The following is a 21,437-nucleotide window of genomic DNA, read 5'->3' as shown; positions in this document are numbered from 1 at the left end:
ACTCCGACGGGAGCTAATCCGTGAAAGACTTACTAAAGTTTCTGAAAGCGCAAACTAAGACCGAAGAGTTTGATGCGATCAAAATTGCTCTGGCCTCGCCAGACATGATCCGTTCCTGGTCTTTCGGTGAAGTTAAAAAACCGGAAACCATTAACTATCGTACGTTCAAACCTGAACGTGACGGTCTGTTCTGTGCGCGTATTTTCGGGCCGGTAAAAGACTATGAGTGCTTGTGCGGTAAGTACAAGCGCCTGAAACATCGCGGTGTGATCTGTGAGAAGTGTGGCGTTGAAGTTACACAGACCAAAGTTCGCCGTGAGCGTATGGGCCACATTGAACTGGCTTCGCCAACTGCGCACATCTGGTTCCTGAAATCGCTGCCTTCGCGCATCGGTTTGCTGCTGGACATGCCACTGCGTGATATCGAACGCGTGCTGTACTTCGAATCTTATGTGGTTGTCGAAGGCGGTATGACCAACCTCGAAAAGCGTCAGATCCTGACTGAAGAGCAGTATCTGGATGCGCTGGAAGAGTTTGGTGACGAATTCGATGCGAAGATGGGTGCGGAAGCTATCCAGGCGCTGTTGAAAAACATGGATCTGGAGCAAGAGTGCGAGCAGCTGCGTGAAGAGCTGAACGAAACCAACTCCGAGACCAAGCGTAAGAAGCTGACCAAGCGTATCAAGCTGCTGGAAGCGTTCGTTCAGTCTGGTAACAAGCCAGAGTGGATGATCCTGACCGTGCTGCCGGTACTGCCGCCGGATCTGCGTCCGCTGGTGCCACTGGATGGTGGCCGTTTCGCTACGTCCGATCTGAACGACCTTTATCGTCGTGTGATCAACCGTAACAACCGTCTGAAACGCCTGCTGGATCTGGCTGCGCCAGATATCATCGTACGTAACGAAAAACGTATGCTGCAGGAAGCGGTTGATGCGCTGCTGGATAACGGCCGTCGCGGTCGTGCGATTACCGGCTCTAACAAGCGTCCGCTGAAATCGCTGGCTGACATGATCAAAGGTAAGCAGGGTCGTTTCCGTCAGAACCTGCTGGGTAAACGTGTCGACTATTCAGGTCGTTCAGTTATTACCGTTGGTCCATACCTGCGTCTGCATCAGTGCGGTCTGCCGAAGAAAATGGCGCTGGAGCTGTTCAAACCGTTTATCTACGGCAAGCTGGAACTGCGTGGCCTCGCGACCACCATTAAAGCTGCGAAGAAAATGGTTGAGCGTGAAGAAGCTGTCGTCTGGGATATCCTTGACGAAGTGATCCGCGAACACCCGGTACTGCTGAACCGTGCGCCAACTCTGCACCGTCTGGGCATCCAGGCGTTTGAACCAGTACTGATCGAAGGTAAAGCGATTCAGCTGCACCCGCTGGTTTGTGCGGCATATAACGCCGACTTCGATGGTGACCAGATGGCAGTTCACGTACCGCTGACGCTGGAAGCCCAGCTGGAAGCGCGTGCGCTGATGATGTCTACCAACAACATCCTGTCTCCAGCGAACGGTGAGCCAATCATTGTTCCTTCTCAGGACGTTGTACTGGGTCTGTACTACATGACCCGTGACTGTGTTAACGCCAAAGGCGAAGGCATGGTGCTGACCGGTCCGAAAGAAGCCGAGCGCATCTACCGTGCTGGCCTGGCTTCACTGCATGCTCGCGTTAAAGTGCGTATTACTGAGCACGAGAAAAACGAGCAGGGCGAGTGGGTAGCGAAAACCAGCATTATCGATACGACCGTTGGTCGCGCCATCCTGTGGATGATCGTACCAAAAGGTCTGCCTTTCTCCATCGTTAACCAGGCGTTGGGCAAGAAAGCGATCTCCAAAATGCTGAACACCTGTTACCGCATTTTGGGTCTGAAGCCGACCGTTATCTTTGCTGACCAGACCATGTACACCGGTTTTGCCTACGCAGCCCGTTCAGGCGCTTCTGTAGGTATCGATGACATGGTGATCCCGGCGAAGAAAGTGGAAATCATCAGCGAAGCAGAAGCGGAAGTGGCTGAGATTCAGCAGCAGTTCCAGTCTGGTCTGGTAACCGCTGGCGAACGCTACAACAAAGTGATCGATATCTGGGCTGCAGCTAACGAACGTGTTGCTAAAGCGATGATGGAAAACCTGTCAACTGAGCTGGTGATTAACCGTGACGGCGTGGAAGAGCGTCAGGTTTCCTTCAACAGTATCTTTATGATGGCCGACTCCGGTGCGCGTGGTTCTGCGGCACAGATTCGTCAGCTGGCGGGTATGCGTGGTCTGATGGCGAAACCGGATGGTTCCATCATCGAGACGCCAATCACCGCGAACTTCCGTGAAGGTCTGAACGTACTCCAGTACTTCATCTCCACACACGGTGCTCGTAAGGGTCTGGCGGATACCGCACTGAAAACGGCGAACTCCGGTTATCTGACGCGTCGTCTGGTTGACGTTGCTCAGGATCTGGTCGTAACCGAAGACGACTGTGGTACCCACGAAGGTATCATGATGACGCCGGTTATCGAGGGTGGTGATGTTAAAGAGCCACTGCGTGAGCGCGTACTCGGCCGTGTAACGGCAGAAGATGTCCTCAAGCCAGGTACTGCAGACATTCTGCTGCCACGCAACACTCTGCTGCACGAGCATCAGTGTGACCTGTTGGAAGAGAACTCAGTCGACAGCCTGAAAGTACGCTCCGTAGTAAGTTGTGAAACTGACTTTGGTGTTTGTGCGCACTGTTATGGACGCGATTTGGCGCGTGGTCACATCATCAACAAAGGTGAGGCCATCGGCGTTATTGCAGCACAGTCCATCGGTGAGCCGGGTACTCAGCTGACCATGCGTACGTTCCACATCGGTGGTGCGGCATCGCGTGCGGCAGCCGAATCCAGCATCCAGGTGAAAAACAAAGGTACTATCAAGCTGACCAATGCGAAATCGGTAACGAACTCCGCTGGTAAGCTGGTAATCACCTCGCGTAACGTTGAACTGAAAATGATCGACGAATTTGGTCGTACCAAAGAGAGCTATAAAGTTCCTTACGGTGCAGCCATGGCGAAAGGTGATGGCGAGCAGGTTGCAGCGGGCGAAACCGTCGCCAACTGGGATCCGCATACCATGCCGGTTATCACCGAAGTGAGCGGTTTCATTCGCTTTACCGATATGATCGACGGCCAGAGCATCACGCGTCAGACCGACGAACTGACCGGTCTCTCCTCGCTGGTGATTCTGGACAGCGCAGAGCGTACCACTGGTGGTAAAGATCTGCGTCCGGCGCTGAAAATCGTTGATGCTAACGGCGACGATGTGCTGATCCCTGGCTCCGATATGCCGGCTCAGTACTTCCTGCCAGGTAAAGCGATCGTGCAGCTGGAAGATGGTATTAAGATCAGTGCGGGTGATACCCTGGCGCGTGTTCCTCAGGAATCAGGCGGTACCAAGGATATTACCGGTGGTCTGCCACGCGTTGCGGATCTGTTCGAAGCCCGTCGTCCGAAAGAGCCGGCAATTCTGGCTGAGATCAGCGGCATTATCTCCTTCGGTAAAGAGACCAAAGGTAAACGCCGTCTGGTGATCACGCCGATTGATGGCAGCGAACCTTACGAAGAGATGATTCCAAAATGGCGTCAGCTCAACGTGTTTGAAGGTGAGCGCGTAGAACGTGGTGACGTGGTATCCGATGGTCCGGAGTCTCCGCATGATATTCTGCGTCTGCGTGGCGTGCATGCTGTGACCCGTTACATCACTAACGAAGTGCAGGAAGTTTACCGTCTGCAAGGCGTTAAGATTAACGATAAACACATCGAAGTTATCGTGCGTCAGATGCTGCGTAAAGCAACCATCGAAAGTTCCGGTAGCTCTGAGTTCCTGGATGGTGAGCAGGTCGAGTTCTCTCGCGTGAAAATCGCGAACCGCGACCTGGAAAACAACGGCAAGATTGCCGCGACTTTCGCTCGCGATCTGCTGGGTATCACCAAGGCCTCTCTGGCAACCGAATCGTTTATCTCTGCGGCATCGTTCCAGGAGACCACTCGTGTCCTGACCGAAGCAGCCGTTGCCGGTAAACGTGACGAACTGCGCGGCCTGAAAGAGAACGTAATCGTGGGTCGTCTGATCCCAGCCGGTACCGGTTACGCTTATCATCAGGATCGTATGCGTCGCCGTCAGGCTGGCGAAGTTCCGGTTGCTCCACAGGTGACTGCCGATGAAGCCTCTGCCAGCCTGGCAGAGCTGCTGAATGCCGGTCTCGGTGGTAGCGACGAGTAATTAGTCTGCTATGACGTAATAAAAAACCGCTCTTCGGAGCGGTTTTTTTATATCTGCAATGTGTTATTTACGCTGATAAATATCCGGGCGTACCATCTGCCAGACAAAGTCAGGCTGGTTAGCGGCGCAGTAACCGATTTTTTCATATAACCATGGCGCAGTAGAGGTCACCAGCATAATGCGTCGTAGCTTCTCGCTTAGCAGCGGATGTGAATGACAACACTCCATCAGCCAGCGCCCTAAACCTTGTTGCTGATACTCCTCAAGCACATACACATCACACAGATATCCGAAGGTAGCGAAATCGGTCACTACACGGGCGAAACCAATCTGTTCTGCCGCGTGATACAGGCCAAAGTTCAGGCTGTGGGCAATGGACAGGCGTACCGTGTCGATATCAATGCCCGCGGCCCAGCTGGAACGGTTTAAATAGCGGTGAATAGCGTCAATATCGAGCAGCTGATTATCGCTGCTGACGCAAAAGCGATCTTTTTCCCGGTAAAGTGGCTGTGGCATACAGACTCCGCAGATAAAAAGTTAACGGCCGGTGGCAAAACAAAAAAGGGCGAAGCTGATCCTTCACCCAAAAAATTACTGCCATCTACCCGTTATATTTCAGGTTGCCAAAGCATGGGTTGTGCGGGCGATATCACAATACCGCCCATACTGCGCAGCCTGACTTATTCAGGGTATAAACACACACACGGATTACTTATAACGCCGTACATCTTCACAGGTTAAACCAATATCCCGCAGCTGCGCGTCACTGAGCGCGGACAAAATCTTGCGCGTCTGTTGACGCAGACGCCATGCCTTCCACAGGCGATAAGGCAGGATATACATCAAACGAAAAGGGGACTCCTGAAAGGGTTTCCCCGCACGGTTTTCCTCATATTCCATAATTCAGTTCCTCATGCTGGTGCCTGAACACCATTTTGTGAGGAAACGTATTTTCAATACAGATGCAAAAATAGACTTTATTTGACATACAGAGTGGCGGATACTGACTCTGAATGGTCTGTTTCAGCGTAATCTGTACTGGTTTTTTTGTATCTGTCTGGAGTGGGAGTAATACGATGACGCGCTATCAACATCTGGCAACGCTGCTGGCGCAGCGGATTGAGCAGGGGCTGTATCAGGGCGGCGAGCGCTTGCCGTCGGTACGGGCGCTGAGCGCTGAGCATGGCGTCAGCATCAGTACCGTACAGCAGGCCTATCATCTGCTGGAAGAGAAGCAGCTGATCACGCCGCAGCCGCGCTCCGGCTATTTCGTTACCCCGCGTAAAGCCACGCCGCCAATGCCGGCGATTACCCGACCGGTACAGCGACCGGTTGAAATCACCCAGTGGGAATCGGTGCTGGAACTGATTAACGCGCGACTGGAAGATGATGTTCTGCATCTGGGTAGCGGTATGCCTGATACCAGCCAGCCAACGATGAAACCGCTGTGGAAGATCATTAGCCGGCTTGGGCAGAAACAGGATCCGCGGATACTTAATTACGACAATATCTATGGTGTGTACGCCTTGCGTGAGCAGGTCGCCCGGCTGGCGATTGATAGTGGTTGCCAGCTGTCAGCGGAAGATATTGTCACCACCACCGGCTGTCATGAAGCGCTGTCGATTTCGATTCGCGCAGTGTGTCAGTCCGGCGATATTATTGCCGTGGAATCACCTACCTTTCATGGCACCATGCAGACCCTGCGCGGTTTTGGCATCCGGGCGATTGAGATCCCAACGGACTCGGTTACCGGCATCAGCCTTGAGGCGCTGGAACTGGCGCTGGAGCAGTGGCCGATCAAAGCGGTGGTAGTGGTGCCGAACTGCAATAATCCGCTGGGCTTTATTATGCCTGACGGGCGTAAACGGGCATTGTTATCGCTGGCACAACGCTTTGATATCGCGATTATTGAAGATGATGTCTACGGTGAGCTGGCATACGACTATCCGCGGCCGATTACCATTAAATCGCTGGATGAAGACGGGCGCGTGCTGCTGTGCAGCTCATTCTCTAAAGTCCTGGCGCCCGGCTTACGCGTTGGCTGGGTAGCGCCGGGACGTTATCTGGATCGGGTAATCCATCTGAAATATATCGGTACCGGCTCTACCGCCACGCAAACGCAAATGGCGGTTGCCGAATTTATTCGCCAGGGTCATTACCAGCCGCATCTGCGTCGGGTACGGGCGCATTATCAGCGTAATCTCGATATCTTTACCCACTGGGTGCGACACTATTTCCCCTGCGGTATCTGCGTCAGTCGGCCACAGGGCGGTTTTCTGATGTGGATCGAACTGCCCGAAGCCTTTGACGCCGTGCGCCTGAATCGCGAACTACGGGAGTCAAAAATTCAGATTAGCGTTGGGTCGCTGTTTTCTGCGGCGGGGAAATATCGCAACTGTCTGCGACTGAATTATGCCCTGCCTTTTAACGATCAAACTGAACGCGGTCTGGCAATCCTTGGCGCGGCGGTTGAGCGTGCGATGGAGCGCTGTATGTCTCCCACGCCGCAGGCCGAAGTACGTGAAAAGGTGGAAGGCGGGACCAGCATCAAGGGTTAATCGCTGGTCCCGGACGATAGCGAGATTGCCATCGACAGCGGCACTATAGCGCGGTGATGGCTGGTTGCCAGTGGCCATGCAGCAGGCTGCGCGGCATGCCGACAACTTTCCGCCGTAGTTGCTTCAGCTCAAGTTTTACTGCGGGATACGCCCCAGATAACTATCCCAGTCTTTCCATACCGGTTGCAGACCGGACTGGCGCAGCGCATCCGCCACCTGCTGTGGGGTGCGCGCATCATGGGGAGCAAACTGCTCCAGCTCAGGCCGATTATCGGCATACCCTCCCGGCTGGGTCCTGGAGAAGGCACTGACGCTGTTAATCGCCAGCGGCACCATATGGTCGCGAAACCACGGTGACTCGCGCGTGGAGAGGGATAGCTCCACATCCGGCGAGAACAGACGAAAGGCGCAAATAACCTGTGCCAGTTGGCTTTCGCTCATCATCGATGCCGGCTGAATGCCGCCCGCACAGGGGCGCAGGCGCGGGAATGAGATCGAGTAACGGCTCTGCCAGTAGGTCTGCTGCAACCACAGCAAATGTTCAGCCACCATAAAACAGTCGGTACGCCAGCTGTCGGAGAGACCGATCAGGGCGCCGAGTCCGATCTTATCGATCCCGGCGCGCCCCAGTCGATCCGGCGTTTCCAGCCGGAAGAAAAAATCCTGCTTGTTGCCCTTCAGATGATGCTGACGGTAGACCGCCGGGTGATAGGTTTCCTGGTAAACCAGCACGCCATCCAGCCCCAGTGTTTTCAGCTCAGCATATTCGGCCTGCGACATTGGCTGCACCTCCATCATTAGCGAGCTGAAGCGCTGGCGGATGGCCGGAAAATGCTGGCGGAAATAATCCATTCCGACTTTCGTTTGATGCTCACCGGTGACCAGTAATAAATGATCAAACCCCATCTCGCGGATAGCATCACATTCGCGTGCGATCTCGGTACTATCCAGCGTTTTACGTTTAATGCGGTTACTCATCGAAAAACCGCAATAGGTACAGTCATTAGCGCACAGGTTGGACAGATAGAGCGGCAGATAGAAGCTGACGGTATTGCCAAATCGCTGACGCGTCAGGCGCTGTGCCTTCTGCGCCAGTGGCTCAAGATACGCGGCCGCGGCAGGTGACAGCAGCGCCATAAGCTCTTCACGTCCGACGCGCGTGGCATTTAACGCCTGCACGACATCGGCAGCTTTTTTGCTGTTAATGCGCAGCGTAATATCGTCCCAGTTCAGGGTTTGCCAACGTGAGATAAAGTCGCTCATCACTGCGCCTCACCCTGTTGCAGAAAGGCGGTTAACGGACTGGATGCCGCTGCCTGGTGGTGAGTGGCCCCGAGTCCGCTGCGGCAGGCCAGTTCCCCGGCCTCAACCGCCAGCTTAAAGGCGCGCGCCATTTGAACCGGATCGCCTGCGACGGCAATGGCCGTATTGACCAGCACCGCATCAGCACCCATTTCCAGCGCCGCGCTGGCATGGCTGGGAGCGCCAATCCCGGCATCGACAATTACCGGCACTTTTGCCTGTTCGATGATAATTTGCAGAAAATCGCGGGTTTTTAATCCCTGATTGCTGCCAATTGGCGCACCGAGCGGCATGACGGCAGCACAACCCACTTCTTCCAGCCGCTTACACAATACCGGGTCGGCGCTGCAATAAGGCAGTACCACAAACCCTTCTTTCACCAGTTGCTCTGCTGCTTTCAGCGTCTCAATGGCATCCGGCAGCAGGTAGCGTACATCCGGATGAATCTCGAGTTTCAGCCAGTGGGTATCCAGCGCTTCACGCGCCAGATGCGCGGCGAAGATTGCTTCGGCGGCGGTTTTCGCCCCTGAGGTATTGGGCAGCAGTTGGACGCCGAGCTGTTGTAGCGGCGCAAGAATGCCATCGTCACCGCCTTTCAGGTCGATGCGTTTCATCGCCATGGTCACCAGCTGGGATCCGGACTCACGAAGCGCCGCCAGCATCAGTGCCGGCGTGGCGAATTTACCGGTACCGGTGAAGAGCCGCGAGGAAAAGCTTTTATCTGCTATCTGTAACATATCAACCTCCGGCGATAGCCTGGAATATCACCAGTTCATCGCCTTCCTGTAAAAGTTGGGTTGGCCAGCGGTCGCGTGGCACAATATGCTGGTTAACCGCCAGTGCGGTTCCCGGCTGGTGGCGCGCCAGCTGCGTCAGCAGAGCGCTGACGGTGACTGGCGCAGCCAGGATGAGCGGCTGATCATTGACCAGAACTCTCATGGCAGACTCCCGCAAACCTGGCATTGTGCAGCGCGCTGCAGGTTCAGCGTGCGCCAGCTTTGTTCACGCGCGTCAAACAGCCGTAGTTTGCCATTCAGTGCCGAAGGCAGACCCGCCAGCATCTTCAGTGCTTCCAGTGCCTGTAGCGTGCCGATCACGCCGACTACCGGGCCGAGCACCCCGGCAGTGCGGCAGTTGCGTTGTGGTTCAGCATCATCGGGCCACAAACAGCGGTAGCACCCCTGGCTCCATGGCGGCGTGATGACCAGCAACTGGCCACTAAAACCGACGGCGCTACCGCTGATTAGCGTGGTATTACTGGCGACACAGGCGGCATTGATCGCATGGCGGGTTGTCATGTTATCGCTGCAATCCAGTACCAGATCGACCTGGCGCACCGCGGCCTGTAGCGATGCCTGCTCCATGCGTTGTTCAATGGCGATGACCTCAACCTGGGGATTCAGCGCGCGCAGATGTTGCTGCGCCAGCTGTGCTTTCGGCTGACCGGTTTCACTGCTGCGAAACAGAATCTGCCGCTGTAAGTTACTGATATGTAACTTATCATCGTCGGCCAGTAATAACTTACCGACCCCGGCGGCAGCCAGATAGAGCGCGGCGGGCGAGCCAAGTCCGCCCAGCCCGACAATCAGCACGCTGGCGCGTTGCAGTTTCTCCTGGGCATCGATGCCGAACTCTTCCAGCAGCAACTGGCGACTGTAGCGTAAAAAATCACCGTCACTGAACATGTTCCGCTCCTGTTGGTTCAGCCAGCGCCAGCAGGGTTTGCGTGGCCTGACGCCAGTCCGCCGCCTGCGTAATGGCGCTGACGACCGCAATGCTGCCGACGCCGCAGGCCAGCACCTCCGGCGCCCGCTCAATACTGATGCCGCCAATCGCCACAGTGGAGATATCGCCAAGGCGTGCAAGATGGCGCTTCAGTTCGACCAGCCCTTGCGGATCCGAAGGCATCTGTTTGGTTTGCGTCGGGAAAATATGGCCGAGGGCGATATAAGAGGGGTGTAGCGCCAGCGCCCGATCCAGCTCCTGATCATCATGGGTCGACAGTCCGAGGCGTAAGCCAGCGTGACGGATGGCATTTAAGTCAGCCACATCAAGGTCTTGCTGACCAAGATGCACGCCATAGGCATGGTGTTTTATCGCCAGCCGCCAGTAGTCATTGATAAACAGGCGTGCGCGGTAGCGTTTACCCAGCGCGATGGCTGCGGCGATGGTGGCGTCGACCGCCTCCTCTGGCTGATCTTTGATGCGCAGCTGAATGGTACGTACGCCAGCATCCAGCAAGCGGGCGATCCACTCCACGCTATCGACTACCGGATACAGGCCGAGTTTTTTGGCGGTGGCAGGGAAAACGTTACTCATGCGGATTCCTCCGGGTTCAGGGCATCGGCCGGGTGATAAAGTTCACCACCGCGACTGCGGAAGGCATCCGCCATCTGCGCCATGCCAATTTCAATCGGCTGCGCATCAACCTGCTGCGCCTGCTGTTGCGCGGCGTATTCGCGCACTTCCTGGGTAATCTTCATTGAGCAGAATTTCGGCCCGCACATTGAACAGAAGTGGGCGACCTTGCCGGACTCTTGTGGCAGCGTTTCATCGTGATAGGCGCGGGCGGTATGCGGATCCAGCGCCAGGTTAAACTGATCTTCCCAGCGGAATTCGAAACGTGCTTTGGACATGGCATTGTCGCGGATCTGCGCCCCCGGATGACCTTTCGCCAGGTCGGCGGCATGGGCGGCGATTTTGTAGGTAATTAAACCCTGTTTGACGTCTTCTTTATTTGGCAGACCGAGATGCTCTTTCGGCGTCACATAGCACAGCATGGCGCAGCCGAACCAGCCAATCATCGCCGCGCCGATGCCGGAGGTGAAATGGTCGTAGCCCGGCGCGATATCGGTCGTCAGTGGGCCCAGGGTATAGAACGGCGCTTCATGACAGTGTTCCAGTTGTTCGGTCATATTGCGGCGGATCATCTGCATCGGTACATGGCCGGGACCTTCGATCATCACCTGCACATCATATTCCCAGGCGATTTTAGTCAGTTCCCCCAGCGTATGCAGTTCGGCAAATTGCGCCTCGTCGTTGGCATCCTGAATTGAGCCGGGACGCAGGCCATCACCCAGTGACAGTGAGACATCATAAGCCGCGCAAATCTGGCAAATCTCGCGGAAATGCTGATAGAGAAAACTCTCTTTATGATGCGATAAACACCACTTCGCCATAATCGAACCACCGCGCGACACGATGCCGGTCAGACGTCTGGCGGTCATTGGCACATAGCGCAGCAGCACTCCGGCGTGGATAGTAAAGTAATCCACCCCCTGCTCCGCCTGTTCCAGCAGAGTATCGCGGAAAATCGCCCAGTTAAGGTCTTCGGCGACGCCATGTACCTTTTCCAGCGCCTGATAAATCGGCACGGTGCCGATGGGAACCGGGCTGTTGCGCAGGATCCATTCGCGGGTTTCGTGGATATAACGGCCGGTCGACAGATCCATTACCGTATCGGCGCCCCAGCGCGTTGACCACACCAGCTTCTCTACTTCTTCTTCAATCGAGGAGGTAACTGCCGAGTTGCCGATATTGGCATTGACCTTCACCAGGAAGTTACGGCCGATAATCATCGGTTCCGCTTCGGGATGGTTAATATTGGCCGGGATAATGGCGCGACCGGCGGCGACTTCCTGACGGACGAATTCGGCGGTGATATTCTCCGGCAGGTTAGCGCCAAAGCTGTTGCCCGCATGCTGTTGCAGCAGAACGGCGCCACGGATGCGTTCACGCCCCATATTTTCCCGCAGGGCGATAAATTCCATCTCCGGCGTAATCACGCCAAGACGCGCATAGTGCAGTTGCGTCACGCAGCGGCCAGCCAGCGCCCGTTGTGGCCGTGGCAGATGAGCAAAACGCAGAGGGTCCAGACCTTCATCAGCCAGCCGTTGCCGGCTCCAGGCGGAGCTGAGCTGGTTAATCTCTTCGCTATCTCCCCGTTCGGCAATCCAGCCTGCGCGCAGCTTTGGCAGGCCGGTATGCACATCAATCAGCGCGTCAGGATCGCCATACGGGCCGGCGGTGTCATACACCGGTATTGGTTGGTTATCCTCAAATTGCGCATTGTCTCTGCTGCCGCCGACCATGGTCGGACTAAGCTGGATTTCGCGCATTGGCACACGAATATCGGCGCGTGAACCGCTCAGATAAATACGTTTTGAGTTGGGAAAAGCACTACCCTGCAGCGAATCGATAAACTGCTGAGCCTGAGCGCGCTGCGCACGGCGACTGAATTTTTTTTCAACGGTAGACATAGCTCATATCCTGATTACATAGGGAAAATGGCTTGTCCGGAGTTCGGCGGGAGTAACAGACGGTGTGACGACGGATCGGCAAACACCGAAACAGATTGTTTACTCTTGTTCCCTTCGCAGGTACTAACCTGATCAGGTTCCGCGGATCCCGAATTAACGGTCTCAGCCCCGAAGGGCACTCCGACAAGAAGAATTTGGGCCGGTTTATCGGCGCGGGATGTTTTCCGCCCCGATCACCACCGAGCCCAAAATTACCCCTTCAGCATAGAGGGGTGTTTCGTAAACTACAAGGGGTTTACCTGCGGATAACCGCTACGCCGGGCGCACCAGATTATGGTCGTTGGCGACGGGCAGGGCGCGCGCCTGGTCGTCGTAAGCGAGCTGAATCAGCCGATCTTCGAGGGTAAAGCGCGTTTCCAGCGCCTCGCCTACGCCAGATAATGCCTGCTGGAACAGCAGATAGTTATCATCATCAATCGCCGTTTCCAGATGCGTGTCGTAATAATTCATTATCTGTTCGGTATTGGCCTGCAGCGCCGGGTAGATCTGGGAAGCGGCAAGTGACGGGCTGTCGCCCGGCAGACCAGCGATAATGCGTTCATACATACTGAAATGACCGGTAGAAAGATAATCCACCAGTTTCTGACAAAAGTTATCCAGAGCCTTGTCATCAAGTACGGTGAGTGAATCTTTGTTAGGCTTAATACCTACCAGCTGATAATACGCTGCCAGCAATTGCCTGCGTGCGTTTAACCAGAGATCCACCAGTTCATTGCTGCCACCGACGCGTGCGGCCAGAATATCTAACTGGTTAAGCATGATCGACTCCGTGTGGGTTAATGCCCGGTGTAGTTGTAGCTGTGTTAGCCGTGTTGATTGACCCGCATCACTGACGAATCTCAGCATATCGGGATTCATTCTCTTGCTACCTTGCTGCAACTCCAACTACTTTGGGTATTATAGTCTTAGCGCAACTTTCCGAATACTTAACAGCAGTACTACAGTGAGACTGTTAAAGCAAAGGATAATAATTTTTATGGAACATGAGATTTCAAGCGTAGACGTTGGTTGGTGGGTTGTCAGCCATGAACAGAAACTTTGGTTGCCGCAAGGTGATCTGCCGCATGGTAATGCCGCAGAATTGGGGCTGGCTGGATCGCAGGGATCGGTAATTGGCGAGTGGCTGGGTGAAAAGGTGTGGTTGATCCGCGAGAACCGCAACGAAAATATGGGATCGGTGCGCCAGATTATCGATCAGGATGCCGGTCTGTTTCAGCTTGCCGGACGTGGCGTCCAGCTGGCTGAGTTTTATCGCTCCCATCGCTGGTGCGGCTATTGTGGTCATGAAATGCATCACAGTAAAAGCGAAACGGCCTGTCTCTGCGGTCACTGTCGCCAGCGCTATTATCCGCAAATTGCACCCTGCATTATTGTTGCGATCCGCCGTGGCCAGGAGATTCTGCTGGCGCAGCACGCGCGCCATCGCAACAGCATCTATACCGTACTGGCCGGGTTTGTTGAAGTGGGCGAAACGCTTGAACAGGCCGTGGCGCGTGAAGTGATGGAAGAGAGCAATGTGAAGGTCAGGAACGTTCGCTATGTCACTTCACAGCCCTGGCCATTTCCCCACTCACTGATGATGGCCTTTATGGCTGAGTACGATGAGGGGATATTGCAGCACGATGGCAAAGAGCTGCTCGACGCCGGCTGGTATCGCTACGATAACCTGCCGCTGTTGCCGCCGCCTGGCACCGTTGCCCGCCGTCTGATTGAAGATACCGTAGCCCTGTGCCGCGCCGCAGCGGAATAATTGGCGGCTATACCTGTCGCCCGGTGCATTCCGTCGGGGAGCCACTAATGGCTCCTGCACCTCGCGCGGTATATACTGCGTGCCTGTTTTTGAGAGAGTCTGAAGATGAGTGAACTGAAGAACGATCGTTACTTACGCGCCCTGCTGCGGCAGCCGGTGGATATTACCCCGGTATGGATGATGCGCCAGGCGGGACGTTATTTGCCAGAGTATAAAGCCACCCGTGCACAAGCCGGTGACTTTATGTCGCTGTGCAAAAATGCCGAGCTGGCGTGCGAAGTCACGCTGCAACCGCTGCGGCGTTTTCCGCTTGATGCGGCGATCCTGTTCTCCGATATCCTGACCATTCCCGATGCCATGGGCCTTGGACTCTACTTTGAAACCGGTGAAGGCCCGCGCTTTTCTGCGCCGATCACCTGTCGTGCCGATGTAGAGAAGTTGCCGGTGCCCGATCCGGAAAGGGAACTGGGCTACGTGATGAATGCGGTGCGTACCATTCGTAAAAACCTGAACGGCGCCGTACCGTTGATCGGTTTCTCCGGCAGCCCGTGGACGCTGGCGACCTATATGGTGGAAGGCGGCAGCAGTAAGGCCTTTACCAAAATCAAGAAAATGATGTTTGCCGAACCGGAAACCTTGCACCTGATGCTGGATAAGCTGGCGGATAGCGTTATTCTCTATCTGAACGCCCAGATCCGTGCCGGCGCCCAGGCGGTGCAGATTTTCGATACCTGGGGTGGGGTGCTGACCGGTCGCGATTATCGTGATTTCTCACTCTATTATATGCATAAAATCGTTGATGGCCTGTTGCATGAAAATGAAGGTCGCCGCGTTCCGGTGACGTTGTTCACCAAGGGTGGTGGGCAGTGGCTGGAAGAGATGGCGGCTACCGGTTGTGATGCGCTGGGACTGGACTGGACTACCGATATCGCCGAGGCGCGTCGTCGCGTCGGCCACCGTGTGGCGCTGCAGGGCAATATGGACCCTTCTATGCTGTATGCTCCGCCGGCACGTATCGAACAGGAAGTGGCGGGTATTCTGCAGGGTTTTGGCAAGGGCAATGGCCATGTGTTTAATCTGGGACACGGCATTCATCCTGATGTACCGCCAGAGCATGCGGGTGCCTTTGTGGCGGCGGTGCACGCGCTGTCGCGTCCTTACCATCAGGAGTAAGCATGGATATGCAGGCCCTGCGTGCGGAACAGCTGGCACGGGCAAAAGAAGTGGTACGTCACGACGATTTTGATTGCCTGCCGCCGCGCCTGATTGCTGGTGCGGACGTCGGTTTTGAGCAACAGGGCGAGGTGACGCGCGCTGCGCTGGTGATCCTCGAATATCCGTCGTTACAACTGATTGAACACCAGGTGGCGCGTATCGCCACCACCATGCCCTATATCCCCGGTTTTCTCTCTTTCCGCGAATACCCCGCGCTGCTGGCTGCCTGGCAAATGCTTGAACATCAGCCCGATTTGCTGTTTGTCGATGGCCATGGCATCTCTCATCCGCGCCGTCTGGGGGTGGCCAGCCATTTTGGTCTGCTGGTGGATGTGCCAACCATTGGCGTGGCAAAGCGGCGCCTGTGCGGCCATTTTGCGCCGCTGGATGAGCAGCCCGGCGCACGCCAGCCGCTGCTGGATAAAGGTGAGCAACTGGGCTGGGTATGGCGCAGTAAAAAACGCTGTAATCCGCTGTTTGTCTCCACCGGGCACCGCATCAGTCATGATACGGCGCTACAGTGGGTGGAAAACTGTATGGCCGGCTATCGCTTACCGGAACCGACGCGCTGGGCCGATGCGGTAGCATCCGGGCGCAGGGCCTTCCTGCGCTGGCAGCAGCAGGGTTAACGGTGTGAGTCAGCGGCTTTTCAGGTACACTGCAGGCCGCGCGTCAATGTCTATGAGATCCCAATATGTTACGTAATCCGATTCATCTGCGGCTGGAAAAACTGGAAAGCTGGCAGCACGTTACTTTTATGGCTTGCCTGTGTGAGCGCATGTATCCCAATTACTGGGCATTCTGCCAGCAAACCGGTTTTGCCGATCCTCAGCTCTATCGCCGCATCCTCGATCTGGTGTGGGAAACGCTGGTGGTCAAAGATGCCAAAGTGAATTTTGACAGCCAACTGGAGAAGCTGGAAGAAGCGATCCCGTCGGCCGATGATTACGAGGTCTATGGTGTCCATCCGGCGATTGATGCCTGTGTGGCTCTGAGCGAATTACTGCACTCACGTCTGAGTGGGGAAACTCTGGCGCATGCTATCGCCGTCAGTGAGACGTCAATCACCACTGTTGCGATCCTCGAAATGAGTCAGGCTGGTCGTGAAATGACCGATGATGAACTTAAAGAGAATCCTGCCGTAGAAGAGGAATGGGATATCCAGTGGGAGATTTTTCGCCTGCTGGCTGCCTGTGAAGAGCGCGACCTGGAACTGATCAAAGGTCTGCGATCTGACCTGCGTGAAGCCGCGATTAGCAATATTGGTATAAATTTTCAGCAATAAGGCGATAAAACGTGACTTCACGCCTGATTTGTCATGCCTAAAGGCTTCACATCCGCCCCCTGTCTGGTCTACATTTGGGGGGCTGAAAAATGTGGCTATCGGTGCGTGCAGGCTGAAGGTGCCAGAATCTGGCTTTTCCCTCGCACTTGATGCTTAGCAAGCGATAAATACACTGTAAGGATAACTTATGAACAAGACTCAACTGATTGATGTAATTGCGGACAAAGCGGACCTGTCTAAGACCCAGGCTAAAGCTGCTCTGGAATCCACCCTGGCTGCGATTACTGAGTCTCTGAAAGAAGGTGATGCTGTACAACTGGTTGGTTTTGGTACTTTTAAAGTTAACCACCGTGCTGAGCGTACTGGCCGCAACCCGCAGACTGGCAAAGAAATCAAAATTGCTGCTGCAAACGTACCGGCATTCGTATCTGGTAAAGCACTGAAAGACGCTGTTAAGTAATAGCGTTTGCGCTAAAAGTTTGAACAGGGGGGCGATTTAATCGCTCCTTTTGTTTTTGTGACTCCATCAGCCTGGCTTACTTGCTATTTCAGGTTTGCGCGGTGCTGGCATAAGATGCGTTAGTGTCCTGAACGCTGTTTACCGAAGGGTGGGTGAAGAGAGTCACCCTCACGGACTTCAGTACGCTCCGGTTGCCGGGCGCACCAAATCTGACTGCGACGATCACGCCTCATGAAATTGACAACCTTTTTAATTCCTCTGCTGCTGCTCCTTGCCGGCTGTAGCTCTCAGCCTACACTGCCGGACTTTACCGCCAGTGGTTATCTTGCTGACCGCGGAGCGGTGCGGATCTGGCGTAAAAACAGTCACCAGCAGGTGGCCCATATGATGACGGTGTTTAGTCCGTTTAATGGCGATGCAACCGAAATCACTGACTACAGCTGGCAGGATGGCAAGCTCACCTCCATTCAGCGCCAAACCAAAGGCGCTCATCCCGATGACATTACGTTACGCTTTGACCCGCAGGGACGGCTCAGCTTTATGCAGCGGCAACTGCAGGGACGCCGCGAGGCGGTCTCAACGGATACGGTTGAGCTCTACACCTTTGATGCGGAGCGGATGCTGAAGATCAGTGATGCGTTGCTTAGCGGCCGTGTGATGCTGAAACAGGGCCGGTGGTTAACCGGCGGTGAAGTGAAAACCTGTCAGGGCAAGCTGGTGCAGCCCGCACTGGATAGCCGCTCATTAGGCTATATTGCGCAGCGTCAGGCCAGCTCCAGTGTACCGTTAAGTATTGCGTGGCTGGAGGCGCCGGAAGGCACTCAACTATTGCTGGCGGCGAATGAAGATTACTGCCAGTGGGAACCGAAGGAAGATGGGTTCTGAATGAAAGGGCGGAATAAATTCCGCCCGTCAGCCAGATTACTTACGATTAATCGCGCGGTAACCGATATCTTTACGGCAGAAGCTGCCATTCCACGAGATATGCTCCATCAGCTGATAAGCACGCTGTTGCGCTGCCGCCACATCTTCGCCGAGGGCGGTAACGCACAATACACGTCCGCCATTGGTCACCACCACATCATCCTGCATGGTCGTGCCGGCATGGAACACCTTACCGTCCGCCACTTCTTCCAGCGGTAAACCGTGAATCTGATCGCCGGTATGGTAATCGCCCGGGTAACCACCCGCGGCCAGCACCACGCCGAGGGAAGGACGCGGATCCCACTGCGACTGTTTCTGATCTAATTTACCGTCGCAGGCGGCGAGGCAAAGATCGACCAGATCCGATTGCAGACGCAACAGGATCGGCTGGGTTTCCGGATCGCCAAAGCGACAGTTAAATTCGATCACCTTTGGCTGATGGTTGCTGCCGATCATCAGGCCGGCATACAGGAAACCGGTATAGATATTACCTTCTGCCGCCATGCCGCGTACGGTTGGCCAAATCACTTCGTCCATCACCCGCTGGTGGATCTCATCGGTCACTACCGGAGCCGGAGAGTAGGCGCCCATGCCGCCAGTATTCGGGCCGGTATCGCCGTCGCCAACACGTTTGTGATCCTGGCTGGTGGCCATTGGTAGTACGTTTTCGCCGTCAACCATCACGATAAAGCTGGCTTCTTCGCCATCAAGAAACTCTTCTACCACTATGCGGTGACCAGCATCGCCGAAAGCATTACCCGCCAGCATATCGACAATCGCGTCTTCCGCTTCCTGCAAGGTCATGGCGACAATCACGCCTTTACCCGCCGCCAGGCCGTCGGCCTTAATGACGATCGGTGCGCCTTTACTGCGCAGGTAACTCAGCGCTGGTTCCACTTCGGTGAAGTTCTGGTATTCCGCCGTCGGAATATGGTGACGGGCAAGGAAATCTTTGGTGAAGGCTTTGGAGCCTTCCAGCTGGGCAGCTGCCTGCGTTGGGCCAAAAATTTTCAGACCGGCGGCGCGGAATGCATCCACGACGCCAATCACCAATGGCGCTTCCGGGCCAACGATAGTCAGGTCGATGTGCTCATTCTGCGCAAAGCTCAGCAGGGCAGGGATATCGGTGGCGCTAATCGCCACGTTCTGCAGTGCCGGCTCCAGTGCGGTACCGGCATTACCTGGCGCGACAAACACCGTTTCGGCCAGCGGAGACTGAGCCGCTTTCCATGCCAGCGCGTGTTCACGACCGCCATTACCGATAACTAAAATTTTCATTACGAATTCTCCAGGGGCGATTAATGGCGGAAGTGGCGCATATCAGTGAAGATCATGGCGATGCCGTGCTCATTGGCTGCGGCGATGACTTCATCATCACGAATAGAACCACCCGGTTGGATCACGCAGCTTACACCCACCGCAGCAGCGGCATCGATGCCATCACGGAACGGGAAGAAGGCATCGGACGCCATGGCGCAGCCTTTGACTTCCAGACCTTCGTCTGCGGCTTTGATGCCAGCGATTTTCGCTGAATAGACGCGGCTCATCTGACCGGCGCCAATACCGATCGTCATATTGTTCTGTGCATAAACGATGGCGTTGGATTTGACGAACTTCGCCACTTTCCAGCAGAACAGCGCATCACGCAGCTCTTGTTCCGTTGGCTGGCGTTCGCTGACGACACGTAGCTGACTGGCATCCACCATCCCCAGATCGCGATCCTGCACCAACAGACCACCGTTGACACGTTTGAAATCCAGTCCTTTCTGACGCTGCTGCCATTGACCGCAGGTCAGCACACGCACGTTCTGTTTGGCGGCGGTGACTTTCAGCGCTGCTGCGCTGGCAGAAGGGGCAATAATGACTTCCACGAACTGGCGGCTGATAATTGCCTGCGCCGTGGCTTCATCCAGTTCGCGGTTAAAGGCAATAATGCCGCCGAATGCTGAGGTCGGATCGGTTTTGTACGCGCGCTCATAGGCGTCGAGGATCGTGTCACCAACTGCCACACCACAAGGGTTAGCATGTTTGACGATCACGCAGGCCGCTTCCGTGAACTCTTTGACACACTCCAGCGCCGCATCGGTATCAGCGATATTGTTGTAGGAGAGTGCTTTCCCCTGAACCTGCTGCGCGGTAGCGACGGAAGCCTCGTTAATTTTCTCTTCTATATAGAAGGCTGCGTCCTGATGGCTGTTTTCGCCATAACGCATATCCTGCTTCTTAATAAAGTTAAGATTCAGCGTTCGCGGGAAACGTCCCGCTGGCTCGCCGGAGCCGCCGTGGTAAGCCGGCACCAGGCTACCAAAGTAGTTAGCGATCATACTGTCATAGGCGGCAGTATGTTCGAAGGCTTTGATCGCCAGGTCGAAACGGGTTGCCAGCGTCAGGGAGTTCTCGTTGGCATCCAGCTCAGCGATGATGGCGCTGTAGTCACTGCTCTTTACCACAATGGCCACATCTTTATGGTTCTTCGCGGCGGAGCGCACCATGGTCGGGCCACCGATATCGATATTTTCAACCGCATCTTCCAGCGAGCAACCTTCACGCGCCACGGTCTCGGCAAACGGATAGAGGTTTACCACCACAATATCGATTGGCGCGATCTGATGCTCAGCCATAATCGCATCATCCTTCCCGCGGCGACCTAAAATGCCACCATGCACTTTCGGGTGCAGCGTTTTCACGCGTCCATCCATCATTTCAGGGAAGCCGGTGTAATCCGAGACTTCGGTTACTGGCAGGCCTGCGTCAGCCAGCAAACGTGCAGTACCGCCAGTAGAGAGCAGTTCAACCCCACGGCTGGAGAGTGCCTGGGCGAATTCGATGATGCCGGCTTTGTCAGACACGCTGAGCAGCGCGCGGCGTAGAGGACGACGTTGTTGCATGGTGGTTATATCCCTTGGCTTTGGTTCGCAATTACTTTGGGTAGTGAAAGAGCGTTACATCAAGCTTAGCTGCTCCCTTTATATAGAGAGGCAAGATAAGTTTCAGGTAACGCCCCGAAAAGGGGAGGTGCAAACGTCGCGGGCATTGTAGCGAAAACGTTTGCGTGATGCTCGTCAAAATTGCCTGTTGATGATCAATGTGGATAACTTTGTGCATAACTGCGTATAAGGTGGCCTTTTGCTGTGGAATGCAGCAAACAGCGGGTTTATCGCAAATTAGCTGTTGCGGCCTGCGCGGAACTCCCTATAATGCGCAACCACTGAGACGGAACAACGGCTTACACAGCGGCGTGTCAGGAGGTTCAGAATGCGTTAAATCGCTTCCGAACCGCCGGAGAAAAACTTCTGAAAAACGGGGTTGACTCTGAGAGAGGAAAGCGTAATATACGCCACCTCGCAACAGCAAGCGAAGCTGCTGATTGCACTGCTCTTTAA

19 protein-coding genes and 1 riboswitch are annotated in these 21,437 nt (G+C 55.1%); of the genes, 8 read left to right on the top strand and 11 right to left on the bottom strand.

Going from position 1 to position 21,437, the window contains the following annotated elements; translation table 11 throughout:
- The first annotated feature begins 20 nt into the window (after positions 1 to 20).
- Entirely contained in the window at positions 21 to 4,241 is a 4,221-nt protein-coding gene (rpoC, locus tag JWF83_RS18315) for a DNA-directed RNA polymerase subunit beta' (protein ID WP_413651847.1), read from the top strand.
- A gap of 63 nt (positions 4,242 to 4,304) precedes the next feature.
- Here the strand turns inward: rpoC and JWF83_RS18310 are convergent, their stop codons facing one another.
- Together JWF83_RS18310 and JWF83_RS18305 are read right to left on the bottom strand one after the other, a co-directional pair.
- On the bottom strand, positions 4,305 to 4,757 hold the full coding sequence (locus JWF83_RS18310) for a GNAT family N-acetyltransferase (protein ID WP_413651846.1): 453 nt from the start codon (positions 4,755 to 4,757) through the stop codon (positions 4,305 to 4,307).
- A gap of 192 nt (positions 4,758 to 4,949) precedes the next feature.
- Positions 4,950 to 5,141, bottom strand: coding sequence for a DUF1127 domain-containing protein (locus JWF83_RS18305; protein ID WP_413651845.1), 192 nt, complete (start codon positions 5,139 to 5,141; stop codon positions 4,950 to 4,952).
- A gap of 176 nt (positions 5,142 to 5,317) precedes the next feature.
- Here JWF83_RS18305 and JWF83_RS18300 point away from each other — a divergent pair, with 176 nt between their 5' ends.
- Positions 5,318 to 6,799: a PLP-dependent aminotransferase family protein gene (locus tag JWF83_RS18300; protein WP_413651844.1), complete on the top strand. Its 1,482-nt coding sequence runs from the start codon at positions 5,318 to 5,320 to the stop codon at positions 6,797 to 6,799.
- A 135-nt stretch (positions 6,800 to 6,934) separates the two neighbouring features.
- On the opposite strand, the gene thiH is transcribed toward JWF83_RS18300, so the two are convergent.
- From thiH to rsd, 7 genes are all read right to left on the bottom strand, one after another.
- The gene (thiH, locus tag JWF83_RS18295; protein ID WP_413651843.1) at positions 6,935 to 8,062 is read right to left on the bottom strand and encodes a 2-iminoacetate synthase ThiH; all 1,128 of its coding nucleotides are present in this window, start codon (positions 8,060 to 8,062) and stop codon (positions 6,935 to 6,937) included.
- Complete coding sequence (locus tag JWF83_RS18290) at positions 8,062 to 8,838, bottom strand: thiazole synthase (protein ID WP_413651842.1); 777 nt, start codon at positions 8,836 to 8,838, stop codon at positions 8,062 to 8,064. Before JWF83_RS18290 ends, thiH begins: the two co-directional genes overlap by 1 nt.
- A 1-nt stretch (position 8,839) precedes the next feature.
- Entirely contained in the window at positions 8,840 to 9,040 is a 201-nt protein-coding gene (gene thiS / locus JWF83_RS18285) for a sulfur carrier protein ThiS (RefSeq protein WP_413651841.1), read from the bottom strand.
- Complete coding sequence (locus JWF83_RS18280; RefSeq protein ID WP_413651840.1) at positions 9,037 to 9,786, bottom strand: HesA/MoeB/ThiF family protein; 750 nt, start codon at positions 9,784 to 9,786, stop codon at positions 9,037 to 9,039. Before JWF83_RS18280 ends, thiS begins: the two co-directional genes overlap by 4 nt.
- Positions 9,776 to 10,420, bottom strand: coding sequence for a thiamine phosphate synthase (gene thiE / locus JWF83_RS18275; RefSeq protein ID WP_413651839.1), 645 nt, complete (start codon positions 10,418 to 10,420; stop codon positions 9,776 to 9,778). Before thiE ends, JWF83_RS18280 begins: the two co-directional genes overlap by 11 nt.
- Positions 10,417 to 12,360, bottom strand: a complete 1,944-nt coding sequence (gene thiC / locus JWF83_RS18270) for a phosphomethylpyrimidine synthase ThiC (protein WP_413651838.1) — start codon at positions 12,358 to 12,360, stop codon at positions 10,417 to 10,419. Before thiC ends, thiE begins: the two co-directional genes overlap by 4 nt.
- A 92-nt stretch (positions 12,361 to 12,452) precedes the next feature.
- Positions 12,453 to 12,553, bottom strand: a riboswitch (TPP riboswitch).
- 119 nt (positions 12,554 to 12,672) lie between these two features.
- Positions 12,673 to 13,179, bottom strand: a complete 507-nt coding sequence (gene rsd / locus JWF83_RS18265; protein WP_413651837.1) for a sigma D regulator — start codon at positions 13,177 to 13,179, stop codon at positions 12,673 to 12,675.
- Between the two features lie 217 nt (positions 13,180 to 13,396).
- On the opposite strand from rsd, the gene nudC reads away from it, so the two are divergent.
- The 6 genes from nudC (at position 13,397) to JWF83_RS18235 (ending at position 18,015) form a co-directional block, all read left to right on the top strand.
- Positions 13,397 to 14,170 carry an NAD(+) diphosphatase gene (nudC, locus tag JWF83_RS18260; protein ID WP_413651836.1) on the top strand — a complete coding sequence of 258 codons (774 nt, stop codon included), beginning with the start codon at positions 13,397 to 13,399 and terminating at the stop codon, positions 14,168 to 14,170.
- A 105-nt stretch (positions 14,171 to 14,275) separates the two neighbouring features.
- Entirely contained in the window at positions 14,276 to 15,343 is a 1,068-nt protein-coding gene (gene hemE / locus JWF83_RS18255) for a uroporphyrinogen decarboxylase (RefSeq protein WP_413651835.1), read from the top strand.
- A gap of 2 nt (positions 15,344 to 15,345) precedes the next feature.
- Complete coding sequence (nfi, locus tag JWF83_RS18250; RefSeq protein ID WP_413651834.1) at positions 15,346 to 16,014, top strand: deoxyribonuclease V; 669 nt, start codon at positions 15,346 to 15,348, stop codon at positions 16,012 to 16,014.
- Between the two features lie 65 nt (positions 16,015 to 16,079).
- Positions 16,080 to 16,670: a YjaG family protein gene (locus JWF83_RS18245; protein WP_413651833.1), complete on the top strand. Its 591-nt coding sequence runs from the start codon at positions 16,080 to 16,082 to the stop codon at positions 16,668 to 16,670.
- 187 nt (positions 16,671 to 16,857) lie between these two features.
- The gene (hupA, locus tag JWF83_RS18240) at positions 16,858 to 17,130 is read left to right on the top strand and encodes a nucleoid-associated protein HU-alpha (RefSeq protein ID WP_002438605.1); all 273 of its coding nucleotides are present in this window, start codon (positions 16,858 to 16,860) and stop codon (positions 17,128 to 17,130) included.
- A gap of 231 nt (positions 17,131 to 17,361) precedes the next feature.
- Complete coding sequence (locus JWF83_RS18235; protein WP_413651832.1) at positions 17,362 to 18,015, top strand: DUF1481 domain-containing protein; 654 nt, start codon at positions 17,362 to 17,364, stop codon at positions 18,013 to 18,015.
- A gap of 36 nt (positions 18,016 to 18,051) precedes the next feature.
- Here the strand turns inward: JWF83_RS18235 and purD are convergent, their stop codons facing one another.
- Positions 18,052 to 19,332, bottom strand: a complete 1,281-nt coding sequence (gene purD, locus JWF83_RS18230) for a phosphoribosylamine--glycine ligase (RefSeq protein ID WP_413651831.1) — start codon at positions 19,330 to 19,332, stop codon at positions 18,052 to 18,054.
- A 20-nt stretch (positions 19,333 to 19,352) separates the two neighbouring features.
- Positions 19,353 to 20,942: a bifunctional phosphoribosylaminoimidazolecarboxamide formyltransferase/IMP cyclohydrolase gene (gene purH, locus JWF83_RS18225; protein WP_413651830.1), complete on the bottom strand. Its 1,590-nt coding sequence runs from the start codon at positions 20,940 to 20,942 to the stop codon at positions 19,353 to 19,355.
- Positions 20,943 to 21,437: the final 495 nt, after the last annotated feature.

The sequence above is a fragment of the Pantoea sp. B65 genome (genome assembly GCF_047308185.1).
Lineage (GTDB): Bacteria > Pseudomonadota > Gammaproteobacteria > Enterobacterales > Enterobacteriaceae > Erwinia.
The sequence above is the reverse complement of the archived record's forward strand: the minus strand, read 5'-3'. Positions and strand labels throughout refer to the sequence as shown.

Excerpts from the sequence above, each read along its gene's own strand:
- JWF83_RS18310 (WP_413651846.1), bottom strand. The coding sequence starts at position 4,757 with ATGCCACAGCCACTTTACCGGGAAAAAGATCGCTTTTGCGTCAGCAGC.
- JWF83_RS18305 (WP_413651845.1), bottom strand. The coding sequence starts at position 5,141 with ATGGAATATGAGGAAAACCGTGCGGGGAAACCCTTTCAGGAGTCCCCT.
- JWF83_RS18300 (WP_413651844.1), top strand. The coding sequence starts at position 5,318 with ATGACGCGCTATCAACATCTGGCAACGCTGCTGGCGCAGCGGATTGAG.
- thiH (WP_413651843.1), bottom strand. The coding sequence starts at position 8,062 with ATGAGCGACTTTATCTCACGTTGGCAAACCCTGAACTGGGACGATATT.
- JWF83_RS18290 (WP_413651842.1), bottom strand. The coding sequence starts at position 8,838 with ATGTTACAGATAGCAGATAAAAGCTTTTCCTCGCGGCTCTTCACCGGT.
- thiS (WP_413651841.1), bottom strand. The coding sequence starts at position 9,040 with ATGAGAGTTCTGGTCAATGATCAGCCGCTCATCCTGGCTGCGCCAGTC.
- JWF83_RS18280 (WP_413651840.1), bottom strand. The coding sequence starts at position 9,786 with ATGTTCAGTGACGGTGATTTTTTACGCTACAGTCGCCAGTTGCTGCTG.
- thiE (WP_413651839.1), bottom strand. The coding sequence starts at position 10,420 with ATGAGTAACGTTTTCCCTGCCACCGCCAAAAAACTCGGCCTGTATCCG.
- thiC (WP_413651838.1), bottom strand. The coding sequence starts at position 12,360 with ATGTCTACCGTTGAAAAAAAATTCAGTCGCCGTGCGCAGCGCGCTCAG.
- rsd (WP_413651837.1), bottom strand. The coding sequence starts at position 13,179 with ATGCTTAACCAGTTAGATATTCTGGCCGCACGCGTCGGTGGCAGCAAT.
- nudC (WP_413651836.1), top strand. The coding sequence starts at position 13,397 with ATGGAACATGAGATTTCAAGCGTAGACGTTGGTTGGTGGGTTGTCAGC.
- hemE (WP_413651835.1), top strand. The coding sequence starts at position 14,276 with ATGAGTGAACTGAAGAACGATCGTTACTTACGCGCCCTGCTGCGGCAG.
- nfi (WP_413651834.1), top strand. The coding sequence starts at position 15,346 with ATGGATATGCAGGCCCTGCGTGCGGAACAGCTGGCACGGGCAAAAGAA.
- JWF83_RS18245 (WP_413651833.1), top strand. The coding sequence starts at position 16,080 with ATGTTACGTAATCCGATTCATCTGCGGCTGGAAAAACTGGAAAGCTGG.
- hupA (WP_002438605.1), top strand. The coding sequence starts at position 16,858 with ATGAACAAGACTCAACTGATTGATGTAATTGCGGACAAAGCGGACCTG.
- JWF83_RS18235 (WP_413651832.1), top strand. The coding sequence starts at position 17,362 with ATGAAATTGACAACCTTTTTAATTCCTCTGCTGCTGCTCCTTGCCGGC.
- purD (WP_413651831.1), bottom strand. The coding sequence starts at position 19,332 with ATGAAAATTTTAGTTATCGGTAATGGCGGTCGTGAACACGCGCTGGCA.
- purH (WP_413651830.1), bottom strand. The coding sequence starts at position 20,942 with ATGCAACAACGTCGTCCTCTACGCCGCGCGCTGCTCAGCGTGTCTGAC.